This window comes from uncultured Subdoligranulum sp. (assembly GCF_937890665.1).
Genome location: NZ_CALADU010000283.1, coordinates 1 through 12,074 on the forward strand (window position 1 = coordinate 1; position 12,074 = coordinate 12,074).

Annotated in this window: 13 protein-coding genes and 1 other annotated feature; of the genes, 8 read left to right on the forward strand and 5 right to left on the reverse strand. The window is 54.5% G+C overall.

Annotated features, from left to right (window positions below):
• From Q0526_RS16105 to leuB, 8 genes are all read left to right on the forward strand, one after another.
• Window positions 1–194, forward strand: a 194-nt coding sequence (locus tag Q0526_RS16105; RefSeq protein ID WP_298735834.1) for a hypothetical protein, incomplete at its 5' end; no start/stop codon positions are given.
• A gap of 12 nt (window positions 195–206) precedes the next feature.
• Complete coding sequence (locus tag Q0526_RS16110) at window positions 207–944, forward strand: acyl-ACP thioesterase domain-containing protein (RefSeq protein WP_298735836.1); 738 nt, start codon at window positions 207–209, stop codon at window positions 942–944.
• A 1,093-nt stretch (window positions 945–2,037) separates the two neighbouring features.
• Entirely contained in the window at window positions 2,038–2,358 is a 321-nt protein-coding gene (locus Q0526_RS16115) for a PadR family transcriptional regulator (RefSeq protein ID WP_298735838.1), read from the forward strand.
• Window positions 2,355–3,548, forward strand: coding sequence for a DUF1700 domain-containing protein (locus Q0526_RS16120; protein WP_298735841.1), 1,194 nt, complete (start codon window positions 2,355–2,357; stop codon window positions 3,546–3,548). Before Q0526_RS16115 ends, Q0526_RS16120 begins: the two co-directional genes overlap by 4 nt.
• 105 nt (window positions 3,549–3,653) lie before the next feature.
• Window positions 3,654–3,931, forward strand: a binding site (T-box leader).
• A gap of 76 nt (window positions 3,932–4,007) precedes the next feature.
• On the forward strand, window positions 4,008–5,675 hold the full coding sequence (locus Q0526_RS16125) for a 2-isopropylmalate synthase (RefSeq protein WP_298735843.1): 1,668 nt from the start codon (window positions 4,008–4,010) through the stop codon (window positions 5,673–5,675).
• Window positions 5,676–5,704: 29 nt separating this feature from the next.
• Window positions 5,705–6,964 carry a 3-isopropylmalate dehydratase large subunit gene (gene leuC / locus Q0526_RS16130; RefSeq protein ID WP_298735846.1) on the forward strand — a complete coding sequence of 420 codons (1,260 nt, stop codon included), beginning with the start codon at window positions 5,705–5,707 and terminating at the stop codon, window positions 6,962–6,964.
• 3 nt (window positions 6,965–6,967) lie between these two features.
• The gene (gene leuD, locus Q0526_RS16135; RefSeq protein ID WP_298735848.1) at window positions 6,968–7,447 is read left to right on the forward strand and encodes a 3-isopropylmalate dehydratase small subunit; all 480 of its coding nucleotides are present in this window, start codon (window positions 6,968–6,970) and stop codon (window positions 7,445–7,447) included.
• Window positions 7,448–7,479: 32 nt separating this feature from the next.
• Complete coding sequence (gene leuB / locus Q0526_RS16140) at window positions 7,480–8,550, forward strand: 3-isopropylmalate dehydrogenase (protein WP_298735850.1); 1,071 nt, start codon at window positions 7,480–7,482, stop codon at window positions 8,548–8,550.
• A 233-nt stretch (window positions 8,551–8,783) separates the two neighbouring features.
• Here the strand turns inward: leuB and Q0526_RS16145 are convergent, their stop codons facing one another.
• From Q0526_RS16145 to Q0526_RS16165, 5 genes are all read right to left on the reverse strand, one after another.
• Window positions 8,784–9,473, reverse strand: a complete 690-nt coding sequence (locus Q0526_RS16145; RefSeq protein WP_298735857.1) for a hypothetical protein — start codon at window positions 9,471–9,473, stop codon at window positions 8,784–8,786.
• A gap of 50 nt (window positions 9,474–9,523) precedes the next feature.
• A complete protein-coding gene (locus tag Q0526_RS16150) occupies window positions 9,524–9,844 on the reverse strand; it encodes a PadR family transcriptional regulator (RefSeq protein WP_298735860.1) in 321 nt (106 codons plus the stop codon).
• Window positions 9,845–9,968: 124 nt separating this feature from the next.
• Window positions 9,969–11,012 (reverse strand): acyltransferase family protein, encoded by a 1,044-nt coding sequence (locus Q0526_RS16155; protein ID WP_298735862.1) that lies wholly within the window; start codon window positions 11,010–11,012, stop codon window positions 9,969–9,971.
• Window positions 11,013–11,073: 61 nt separating this feature from the next.
• Window positions 11,074–11,613: a hypothetical protein gene (locus Q0526_RS16160; protein ID WP_298735864.1), complete on the reverse strand. Its 540-nt coding sequence runs from the start codon at window positions 11,611–11,613 to the stop codon at window positions 11,074–11,076.
• A gap of 2 nt (window positions 11,614–11,615) precedes the next feature.
• The coding region (locus tag Q0526_RS16165) for a hypothetical protein (RefSeq protein ID WP_298735867.1) at window positions 11,616–12,074 on the reverse strand (459 nt) is incomplete at its 5' end.

Here is a 12,074-nt window from a genome sequence, read left to right on the forward strand (position 1 = left end):
GTCGTGGTGCTGTTGGCGCTGGCGTTGGTGATCTCCTTCTTCAACATTTGGCGAAAACTGCGCAAAAAGGTGCGCGACGATTATTGATTTTTTACAGGAAACCGCAGGCAAGAGTCTGCGGTTTCTTTTTTGCATTTCCCGGGACAACGTGCTATAATACAAAGAATTGGCAAAAGTTACAGCTTTCCCAATAAGGAGGAATGGCTATGTCGGAACCACTTACGACATATACACAACAATACACCGTCTATCGCCATGATGGGGACCATCACGGCAATGTAAAACCCGGCGCGCTGCTGCGCTACGGACAGCAGATCGCTACCATCCACGCGGAAGCGGTGGGTCTGAACGACGAGCTGTATGCAGCTACGCATACGGCGTATGTGCTGGCAAAGCAGGCACTGCAGATCGACCGTACCCCCCGCGTGGACGAGACTCTTACGGTCGTTACCCGACCGGAGCGTTGCAAGCGGGCGGTCAATAAGCGCATCACCACCTTCTATGACGCTGCGGGCAAACAGGTCGCGGTACTGGACAGCCGCTGGGTACTGATCGATACCGATAAGCGGTTGATTTTGCGCAAACACCCAGAACAGTTTAACGACCAGTGGGCGCCGGATGTACCTTTTGAATTGCCCATGAAGATGACCAAGGTGGACCCCGAGGATTGCCAGCCCATGGGGGAGTGTGTGGCTACTTATTCCCGCTGCGATATGAACGGCCATATGAACAACACTCGTTATGCAGACATTCTCTGTGACGCACTGCCGTGGGAAATTTGGGAGCAAGGCGAGGTGCGGAACCTGAAGATCTACTACCATCGAGAGATCCCGCGAGGGGAAGCCTTCACGCTGCTGCGTGCCCAGACCGAGGAAAAACAGTATTATTTCTGCGGTTTGCGAGAGGAAAAGTCTGCTTTTGAAGCAAGCATCACCTTTGCATAACTGGTAACAGAAAAGTGACAAGCCTTTTCCCGTTTGTTCGGGGAAAGGCTGTTTTTGTTGTACCCTTTTCAGTGGCTTTGGGACAGCTTTTTTTCTTTCGTTATACGGGTAAAAAGAACATGTAATCGAAGAAAAGGGGAGAGCATGGGGCGAAGAACGGCCGAGGCTGGTACAGATGTAAACATTTTAAGAAATTGGCCAGTTACAAATTATTTTGTCCAGAGTGACAAGTTATTTTGTCCACGTTGCAACCGGATAGAGAATTTGGGAAGAATTCAGGGCAACATGAAGAAATGATGTCACAAAGGAGGAGATAATCTGTATCTGACCAATTCAGAAGGGGGTATATTTGATTTGAGAAAGGTAGGGGGGAGGAGAATCGAGAACCTTTCTGAGAGTATTTTTGCATCTCTGCAGTTGCGGGCAGATGGGTGATTGCCAAGGAGCTCGGCTGCAGGAGAGGATTTATAGGAGAAAAGAATAGAAATCAGCACCAGAAATGCTGTATTCCGCAGCTGTTGCGGTCTGCCGGCCGTTGCAAGTCGGGTCAAAACGAGAGAACTTACACGGTCGGGAACCCGGAAAGCGCGGTACAAAACAGAAGAAAAAACAGGGGAATTAGGTGAAGGGGAACCCGGAAGCGCTTCTTATGGAACTTTGTCTCCGGCCCTGAAATCCCTTTTTGCAAAATCAAGGAAACCATCAGAGCTAAATTGGACAAAATAAATTGTCATTTCTGGCGTTTTTGGACAAAATAAAGTGTCACTTTCCAGAAATTACAAAATATTAACAATTCCCTCTTGACATTCGGTGACAAAAAGGTTACAATTTACTTGCAAGCTAAGCAACACCCCAAGGTTGCGAAGCCCCAAAAATGTTATTCTCATATTTTTCATGTGTTCTTCTCCTCCTTTCTTTGGAACCCCCGCCCAACCCTCAGGGCGGGGGGTTCTTTTTTTGTTTTTTTGGCAAAATGCGACTAGACTATTGAAAAATATAATATTATATGCTATATAATATATAGCGTGATACATCATTCACCCTTTTTAGGAATGGGGCAATCCCCTACGGCAAAGGCAAAGGAGGTCTGCGCATGGCAATCAATACGGGAGCGGCGCTGCTGGACGCCATTGTGCTGGCCGTTGTAGCGCGGGAACCGAACGGAACCTACGGCTACAAGATCACACAGGAGGTCCGGCAAGTCTTGGACCTTTCGGAGTCTACCTTGTATCCAGTACTACGCCGCCTGCAAAAGGACGGTTGCCTGACAGTACGGGACGAAGCATACAATGGCCGCAATCGCCGCTACTATGAGGTGACAGCCGACGGACGCAGACGGCTGGAACAGTTTCAGTCGGAATGGGATGCGTACACCAGTCAGATCAACAAATTGTTTAAGGGGGAACTGTCATGAGGAAGTATGCCTATCTGGCCCAACTGGAGGAGTTGCTGGCAGCATTGCCGCCCCAAGAGCGGCAGGATGCGCTGAACTATTACGAAGAATACTTTGATGCTGCCGGCAACGAGAACGAGGAAAAGACGGCAAAAGAGTTGGGAGATCCCGCCACAGTTGCCCGCAAAATTTTGGAGGAAGAAGGGGCGGTTGAGACAGAGGGAGCGGCGCAGGTAGCGGCTGCGCCACCCCAGCGGAAAGAATCGCCGGAACCGATGACGCAGCCGGAAGGCCCAGAACCGCCGGCGCTGGAGAACCCGGAGCAATACCCCACAAGCGGCGTGCCCTCCTATGATGGAAAAACGCCGAACCGCAAAGGGCCGCGCCTGTGGCTGATTTTCTGGTTGGTAGTGATTTTGGCACTGGTTGTTCAGATCAGCGTACTGCTGCTGAACGTGTCCGGCTTGGGCGGCTCCAGTGCCTCGACGACTGCGTCGGTAGAATATGCGGCAAGTGAGCCGGTTCCTTCTACTGCCTTGACACAAGAAAAACCACGCCCCACTGACGCCAACGGAAGCAGCGAAGGTGCGCTTACTTACAGCAGTGCGCTGGATGCCCCCGGAAAAGGAAAACTGTTTATCAACATGATCTGTGGCAATCTTGTACTGCGAACTGGGGAAGAAGCATCGGTACAGGTGTGCAATGCGGATGCAAGCGAAGAAATCAGCTATAACCAGACGGTGGACTACGGATATACCTTTGTGTGCAATAGCACCGCCCCTGACACACAGGTAACCATCACACTGCCACCGCAGGCTTTTCACAGTGTGGAAGTAATGATCAGTACCAACGGAACCATTGATTTGGGGGATCTGCAGATCAACCAGATCGATGCCTTCACGGCTGATGGTGTGATTCGATCCGGTGTTTTGCAGACGGCGAAGCTGAACGTTCAGACGGGGAGTGGGGATATCCGGCTGGATAAAATTGCAGACAACGCCGATTACGAAACGACCGATGTATCTTTACAGGCTCTGCACGGTTCTGTGTCGGCCAATTTCAGTGCGCCGCGCGACCAATGGAAAGCGGTGATCACCGCACAGGAAGGAATCAGCGAAACGCTGGCAAATGACCAGAAAAGTGAGGACGCCCCGCGTACTTTGGAGGTTTTGGCGGAAGGAACAGCCGATTTGCAATACGGTGTGCAGTGAGCCATTTTTGGATTATATCAAACACATCAACCAAAAATGAACAAATGAAATTGTGCAAAACGACGGTTGACATCACTGCTTCAATCTGGTAAAGTAATCGTATTGAAAAATGCAGTGATGGGGAGAAAGCAATTCCCAGTCCGCTTCAGAGAGCCGCCGGTAGGTGCAAGGCGGTGCGGCAGGTTTTGCGTCACTGGCCCCGGAGCAGCCGCGTTGATGGTCTTTGGACTGTAGGTGCGGACGGAACCTGACCGTTATCATACAGGCGCGATTCGCCCTTTATTTTATCGGGCCGATCGTACAGAGCGGCCGTTTCAAGGAAGGAAACGGCAATGAGAGTGGTACCGCGGGTACAGCAATTTGCATTTGCTCCCGTCTCTCAAAGGCAAACGCCTTTGAGGGACGGTTTTTTCTTGCCTCCTTCAAGGGCACCCAAAACCTTGAAGGAGGCATTTTGTTATGATGGACGCAACGAAGTACGCAGTAGGGTATTATCCGCCGCCGGTAGAGCCGGGCCACGTGTTCCAGTGGACGCAGAAAGACCACATCGAAAAGGCACCCGCTTGGTGCAGTGTCGACTTGCGGGACGGCAACCAGAGTTTGATCGTGCCCATGAGTCTGGAAGAAAAGCTGGAATTTTACGATATGCTGGTGAAGATCGGCTTCAAGGAGATTGAGGTGGGTTTCCCGGCAGCCAGCGAGACCGAATATGAATTCCTGCGTAAGCTGATCGAGGAAAACCGCGTACCTTCCGATGTGACCCTGCAGGTACTGACCCAGTGCCGGGATCATATCATCCGCAAGACCTTTGAGGCCGTCAAGGGTGCCCCCCGTGCCATCATCCATTTTTATAACTCCACCAGTGTGGCCCAGCGGGAGCAGGTTTTCAAAAAATCTAAGGAAGAGATCAAGCAGATCGCCGTGGACGGTGCCAAGCTGGTCAAGCAGCTCAGCGAAGAGTACGAGGGAAACTTCCTGTTTGAGTACAGCCCCGAGAGTTTTACCGGTACCGAGCCGGAGTACGCTGTGGAGGTCTGCAACGCCGTGCTGGATGTGATGCAGCCCACGCCGGATCGCCCCATGATCATCAATCTGCCGGTTACGGTAGAGATGAGCATGCCCCACATCTACGCCAATCAGATCGAGTGGTGCTCCAACCATCTGAAATATCGGGACAGCGTCATCCTCTCCACCCATCCGCATAACGACCGTGGTTGCGGCGTGGCAGATGCAGAGTTGGCAGTGCTGGCAGGCGCTCAGCGCATCGAATGCTGTCTGTTCGGCAACGGCGAGCGCACCGGTAACGTGGATGCCATCACGTTGGCCATGAATATGTACAGCCACGGTGTGGATCCCCATCTGGATTTCAGCGATATGCCTGCCATCTGCGAAGTATATGAGCGGGTCACCCGCATGCACGTCTATGAGCGCACGCCCTATGCCGGCAGCCTTGTCTTTGCGGCTTTCAGCGGCAGCCATCAGGACGCCATTGCCAAGGGTATGACTTGGCGCAAGGAGAAGGGCGAACATCGCTGGACCTGCCCCTATATTCCGGTGGATCCCCACGACATTGGCCGTACCTACGATGCCGATGTAATTCGCATCAATTCCCAGAGCGGCAAGGGCGGGATCGGCTTCCTGCTGCAGCAGAATTACGGCTACAATCCGCCGCCCAAAATGCGGGAAGATTTGGGATACCGCGTCAAGGAAGTCAGCGACCACGAGCATCGTGAACTGGGCGTCAAGGAAGTGCTCTACGTCTTTGAGAGCAGCTACCTCAACCACAACACGCCGTTCAATGTCACGGAATCCCACTTCGTGCAGAATTCCGACCATACAATCACCGCCAATATCAAGATTTCGGTGAATGGGCAAGTCACGGAATGTTCTGCCACCGGCAACGGCCGTCTGGATGCCGTGGCCACCGCCATCGAAAAACAGACCGGCATGCATTTCACGTTGGTGCATTACAGCGAGCACGCGCTGGACTCCGATACCGATTCCCGCGCCTGCTCCTATGTGGGCCTGAAATGGGCCTCCGGAGAGGAAACCTGGGGCTGCGGCACCCATACCGACATTATCGTGGCCGGTATCCGTGCGCTGGTCAGTGCTATCAATAACAAATAAGATTTGTACAAGGGAAAGGAGCCGCCATCATGGGAATGACAATGACCCAAAAAATTCTGGCCGCCCACTGTGGGGAAAGCACCGTTACGGCGGGCCAGTTGATCAATGCCAAGTTGGACATCGTGCTGGGCAATGACATCACCACCCCTGTGGCCATCAATGAGTTTGAAAAGGCCGGGTTTGATTCGGTCTTTGACAAGACCCGGGTGAATATTGTGTTGGATCACTTTGTCCCCAACAAGGACATCAAGAGTGCCACCCAGTCCAAACAATGCCGAGAGTTTGCCAACAAGTACGATATCCTGAACTTCTACGACGTGGGCCAGATGGGCATTGAGCACGCCCTACTGCCCGAAAAGGGCATCGTTACGGCGGGGGACTGCATCATCGGCGCCGACAGCCACACCTGCACCTACGGCGCGGTGGGAGCCTTCTCCACCGGCGTAGGCTCCACCGATATGGCCGCCGGTATGGCCAAAGGCGTGGCATGGTTCAAGGTGCCCGCCGCCATTAAGGTGGTGCTCACCGGCAGCATCCGCCGTCCGGTCAGCGGCAAAGACGTGATCCTCCATCTCATCGGCGAAATCGGTGTTTCCGGTGCGCTGTATAAGAGTCTGGAATTTACCGGTGAGGGCGTCAAGAGCCTGACTATGGAAGACCGCCTGTGCATCTGCAACATGGCCATTGAGGCCGGTGCCAAGAACGGCATCTTCCCGGTGGACGATATCTGCGAAGCCTACCTGAAAGGCCGCAGCCAGCGCCCGTGGACCAAGTACGAAGCCGACCCCGACGCCGAGTACGAGCGCACCGTCACCATCGATCTGGATACCTTGGAACCCACGGTCAGTTATCCTCACATGCCGGAAAATACCCATCTTGCCAAGGAAGGCAAGGACATTAAGATCGACCAGATCGTGATCGGTTCCTGCACCAACGGCCGCATCGAAGATATGCAGGCCGCCTATGAGATTCTCAAAGGCAAGCACATTGCCAAAGGCGTGCGGGGCATTATCATTCCGGCCACCATGGCGGTGTATAAGGAATGCATCCTCCGTGGCTATACCGAGGCGTTTATCGACGCAGGCTGCATCGTTTCCACCCCTACCTGCGGTCCCTGCCTGGGCGGGTATATGGGCATTCTGGCGGCAGGCGAGCGCTGCGTATCTACCACCAACCGCAATTTCGTGGGCCGCATGGGCCATGTGGATTCCGAAGTCTATCTGGCCAGCCCCGCCACGGCGGCGGCCAGCGCATTGACCGGTTACATCACCGATCCGAGGGAGGTTTGAACTATGAACGCCAAAGGACCTGTTTTTAAATACGGCGACAACATCGATACCGACGTCATCATTCCGGCTCGGTATCTGAATACCCAAAGCGCGGAAGAGCTGGCCAGCCATTGCATGGAGGATATTGACAAGACCTTCATCCAGCGGGTCAAATCCGGCGATATCATGGTAGGCGGCGAAAACTTCGGCTGCGGTTCCTCCCGGGAACATGCGCCGCTGGCCATCAAGACGGCGGGCATCAGCTGCGTGATTGCCAAGAGCTTTGCCCGCATTTTCTACCGCAACGCCATCAACATCGGGCTGCCGATTCTGGAATGCCCGGCGGCCAGCGAGGCCATTGCCGAAGGGGATATGGTCAGCATCAACTTTGACACCGGTGTGATTACCGACGAAACCACCGGGCAGACCTTTCAAGCCGCACCGTTCCCGCCCTTCATCCAGAACATCATCACCAAGGGCGGCTTGATGAACAGCTTGAAATAACCGCTCTGTGCCGCAGGAAGGAAGAGATACCCATGAACAAGAATATTGCGCTGATCTACGGGGACTGCTCCAGCCCCGAGATCGTTACGCAGGCTGTGCGTGTACTGGACAAAATTGCTGCCAAACATGGTCATACCTTTACCTACACCCGGGCGTATATGGGTGGGGAGGCTATCGACAAGTTCGGTGATCCGCTGCCGGTGTCGGAACTGGAAAAATGTAAGGCGTCGGACAGCGTCCTGTTGGGAGCCATCGGCGGTCCCAAGTGGGAAGGTATGCCCGGTGATAAGCGCCCCGAAAAAGGGTTGCTGCGGCTGCGGGCCGGCATGGGACTTTACGCCAACAATCGTCCGGCGAAAATCTGGCCGCAGTTGGCCGCTGCCAGCCCGTTGAAGGCGGAGATCGTAGCCAAGGGCATCGACTTTATTGTGGTGCGGGAACTGATCGGCGGCGTCTATTTTGGCGAGCACAAGACCTACGAGGAAAACGGGGAAAAGGTCGCCGTGGATACCATGCCCTATGCGGAGCATGAGATCGAGCGTATTGGCCGCATCGGTTTTGAAACGGCCATGAAGCGCCGCAAAAAGTTGACCTGCGTGGATAAAGCCAACGTGCTGGATACCAGTCGTCTGTGGCGAGCGGTCATGCATCGTCTGGCGGAAGAATATCCCGAGGTGGAATACAGCGAGATGTTTGTGGACAACTGCGCCATGCAGATCTGCAAGAACCCCGCCCAGTTCGATGTGATCGTGACAGAAAATATGTTTGGGGACATTCTCTCTGACGAAGCCAGCGAGATCACCGGCAGCATCGGCATGGTGCCGTCCTCCTCGCTGGGCGAGGGGAGCTGCGGTCTGTATGAGCCCATCCACGGCTCGGCACCCGACATCGCAGGACAGGATGTAGTCAATCCTATTGCCTGCATTTTGTCGGCGGCGATGATGTTGCGGTATAGCTTTGATATGCCCACCGAAGCGGATGAGATTGAAGCTGCCGTCAATGCCGTGCTGGACAAAGGGCTGCGTACCGCGGATATGATGGCGGAAGGCTGCACGCAGGTGGGCTGTACCGCCATGGGCGACGCCATTTTGGCGGAACTGTAATTGTCATTTCCCGCTGCGGTTCTGTGCGGAACTGTGGCAGAAGCCATGCGGCGGTTTGGTCCGCCGTCCAAGGTTGTGGAGGAGTGGGACTGCAGCCTCCCCGTGGCATACCGCCGCAAAGTGCTGTGTAGGCTTCCGCCGTATGTGTGTGCGGTGGAACACAAAAATATCCCCGGAGACACTCGAAAGAGTGGCTCCGGGGATTTTTTATGAGGAATCCTCGAAGATGGCAATTAGGCTTCACGGGGCTGTTCCCGCCAAGGATGCCGGGCAGCCCAGCGATTGTAGTGGAAAGTCTGCCAGAACTGGCACCCAGCAGCCCACGCCAATTCGTAGACAATGACGAACCCGTAACTTATAGTGCCGGAAGTGGTTGGGAAATAATTGTTTGGCAGAATGCAGAAAGCTACAAAGATTGCCAGCATCAAAATATACCATAGGGTTTGGACCCCACGGCCATAGCGAATCTTGATTTTTAGTCCTATGCGCTGGAACCAAGCCAGAATGCACAGCCAGATCAGCCAGCGAAAGGGGGAACTCACAACGCGGATCAGCTGGGGACCCGCACTGCTCGGCAACAGAAGCCCCGGAACATTGAGCGCGGCCATAAAGAGCATCCACCGAGGGTACCAAGTGCAGACGGAATCCAGCGGCGTCCCGCGAGGAAGATCGGCGGCCAGTTCCAGTAAAAAGGCATCGGTGTCGCCGCCTACTTCCTGCTCCAATGTGCGGCCTTCCAGTTCGCAGCGGGCCGCCATGTCGATCAGATCCTTTTTGATGCGTTCGATCTCATAGCAGTTCCAGGTCAGCGCCTCTAGCCGCTTTCCCAGATCGTTGATAGTGGCGCGGTTTTCGCCCCGCAGGGTTTTCAAACTCAGGTCATTGGCTTCCTTGATCTTGGTGTATTCGTTTTTCAACAGCATGGCTCATCCCATCCTTTCGGTGAGGAAACAAAACAAGCAATAAAAGTCGGTTACGCCTGTAATATCGCGTCGATGCTGGCTGCCGTCGAACGCCACGCGGCCATAAATTCTTCCAGATACTGTTGTCCGTCGGCGGTAAGCGTGTAGTACTTACGGCTGGGGCCGCCGTGACCGGCCCGGTACTCTGCTCGAATTAACCCTTTGCGCTCCAGTCGCAGCAGCAGGGGATAGAGGGTGCCTTCGGTCAGGTCGGTGAAGCCGCTATCCCGCAAGGTGGTGGCGATGGCGTAGCCGTAGGTGGCTTCTCGGGCAATGATTTTTAAAATGCACCCCTCTAAAGTGCCTTTGCGCAGCTGCGCTTGGTCAAACATTGCCTCACCTCCACTACCTTGCATTACCATGTTCTTTTGACTATATTGTATCGCAAGGTAGGCATACTGTCAAGCAGTTTCAATAAAAAAAGCGGTGGCCGTCAGGTCACCGCAGCAAATCGGATTATCTTTGTTTTTTCAAGGGACGATACCAGAGATTGGCCAGCCAGTTGAAGGCGCGATTCACCGGTTCGCTGTTCAAAATGCACAGGCAGCCGGTGGCCTCCAGCACCACCCAAGCGACCATTACCGGCAACGGCTGTTCCCGGGCCGGTTCATAGAAGCCCAGCTCGATCAGGAAGGTCAAAATGGGGAAGTGCAGCAGATAGATCGCTAAGGTACGCTTGCCCAAGGCGGCAAAGATCCGGCACCCGCCTACCGCGGCTACCAGTGCTGTGCTGGTCACGATGCCTACCAGCAAAAATACCGCTCGGTCTGACATGGTGTAGCCTTCGCCATAGACAACATCGTTGAAGATGGGAGCGCTGAGACCCAGCGAACCTTCGGACTGAAGCATTTGCCAGAAGCGGATGCCGTAGCCCAGCAACAGAAGGACAGCGGGGACCAGACGCACAGCCCAAAAGCGGGCGGCTGCCCGATCTAGCGCATCGATCTGGGGACGAAATAGCACACCGAAAGCGTAAAAGGGATAAAAGGCAAAGACGCGCACCAAAGTGAAAGGCCAGTCAATGGTGCCCGCCCAGAGGCTGATCCCTACGGCGATCGCCAGCCCTAATATAGCACCCGGCAAACGCAGTTTGTCGCGCAAGAAGGTCAGGAGCGGCAGTGTCAGATGCCAAAAGAGCAGGGCATAAAGATACCACATATGCCGCCAGGGCAGTAAAAGCGCTGCTGCGATACCGCCGAAAGCGGCAAAATCTTCTTGCAGTACAATCCCGCGAAAAGCAAACATGATGGCCTGCCCCAATAGGTAAAGCCAGAGCTGTTGGGCAAGAAGTTTGCGCAAGCTGAAATGCGCCACCAGACCGCTGCACATGCAGAACAACGCCATGTGGAACCAATAAATAGTGATGAAGGTGGCGCCAATCCAATGGGAACCCAGACGATACTGCTCCATGTAATGGCCGAATACCACCAGCAGGATGCCTAAGCCCTTTAAAATGTCAATGTAATCCCGACGCGGGGCAATCGATTGGCGTTCAGCCATAGGAATCCCTCCTTATCAAAAAGCGCGGGCTGTGCCCAGTCCGCGCCGCTGTGTGGGCGAATCAATCCCGCTCCCAAGGGGAACGAATGATCTCGCCGGAATCTACTTTGCTGCCTTCGGCAACCTGTGCGCCAGCCTTAACGATGCCGCCCGGCGCCACATGTACGCCGCGGCCCAAGGTGGCATCGTGGTCTACAATGGCGCCGGCATTGAGGATGCAGCCCATCCCCAGATGAGCACCGGCACCTACATAGGCTTGCGGCAAAATCACGCAGCCGGGTTCCAGCACGGCGCTGGGGCTGACTGAGGCGGCTTGGCTGATATACACCGGGGTTTCATAGCCGGCAGCGGCCAGCTTCTGCAATAAAGTTAAGCGCAGTTGATTGTTGCCCAAGGCCACAAAGGCAGGGCGACCGGGCTTTAGCAGTGCGGGGTCTGCATAGTCCAGCAGTTTTCCGGCACAGCCGGGTGCATTGTCATCCAAAAATTCGGCATTGCCCCAGCCGTCCTCCGCCAACCAGTCGGCCAACTGGCGGCCAAAGCCACCTTTGCCCAAAATCAAGGGCCGCTGGTGCAGGTGACCTAACGAAAGAAACGCCATCATCATCCCTCCTGTGTGGTACGCGAAGAAGCGTTTTCAGCAGTAGCTTTCTCTGTGGAGGATTCCTCATTTTCCTCCTCAGAAGTTTCAGTTTCCAAACTGGTGCGCGGATGGACCGCCAACGGATCGGGCAGAGTGTTGTTAGCCAAATCCTGCAATACCTGCGGGATCCCGGGGAAGAACCGCTCGATGCCTGTACCGGAGCAGTGCAGGCCGTCAAAGAAATCGGTCTCTTGCAATCCCGCAATACAGCTGGGATCGTAGCTGCCGTACAGCGGAATGTTATGCTCTGCGGCATATTGCCGTACCCAATTTTCTACTTGGAAAAATCCCTTGTGATTGTCGGGGTCGGTCAGCAGGTATTCATACAGGAAAGGATGCCAAGGGGAAAGAACCAAAATCACCGTGGTGCCCTGTGCCTGTGCATACTGAATGAAGGAATCAAAGGCTTGCATTTGAGT

Bases quoted from the DNA above. Each gene is read 5' to 3' on its own strand.
- Q0526_RS16110 (WP_298735836.1), top strand. From the start codon at position 207: ATGTCGGAACCACTTACGACATATACACAACAATACACCGTCTATCGC.
- Q0526_RS16115 (WP_298735838.1), top strand. From the start codon at position 2,038: ATGGCAATCAATACGGGAGCGGCGCTGCTGGACGCCATTGTGCTGGCC.
- Q0526_RS16120 (WP_298735841.1), top strand. From the start codon at position 2,355: ATGAGGAAGTATGCCTATCTGGCCCAACTGGAGGAGTTGCTGGCAGCA.
- Q0526_RS16125 (WP_298735843.1), top strand. From the start codon at position 4,008: ATGATGGACGCAACGAAGTACGCAGTAGGGTATTATCCGCCGCCGGTA.
- leuC (WP_298735846.1), top strand. From the start codon at position 5,705: ATGGGAATGACAATGACCCAAAAAATTCTGGCCGCCCACTGTGGGGAA.
- leuD (WP_298735848.1), top strand. From the start codon at position 6,968: ATGAACGCCAAAGGACCTGTTTTTAAATACGGCGACAACATCGATACC.
- leuB (WP_298735850.1), top strand. From the start codon at position 7,480: ATGAACAAGAATATTGCGCTGATCTACGGGGACTGCTCCAGCCCCGAG.
- Q0526_RS16145 (WP_298735857.1), bottom strand. From the start codon at position 9,473: ATGCTGTTGAAAAACGAATACACCAAGATCAAGGAAGCCAATGACCTG.
- Q0526_RS16150 (WP_298735860.1), bottom strand. From the start codon at position 9,844: ATGTTTGACCAAGCGCAGCTGCGCAAAGGCACTTTAGAGGGGTGCATT.
- Q0526_RS16155 (WP_298735862.1), bottom strand. From the start codon at position 11,012: ATGGCTGAACGCCAATCGATTGCCCCGCGTCGGGATTACATTGACATT.
- Q0526_RS16160 (WP_298735864.1), bottom strand. From the start codon at position 11,613: ATGGCGTTTCTTTCGTTAGGTCACCTGCACCAGCGGCCCTTGATTTTG.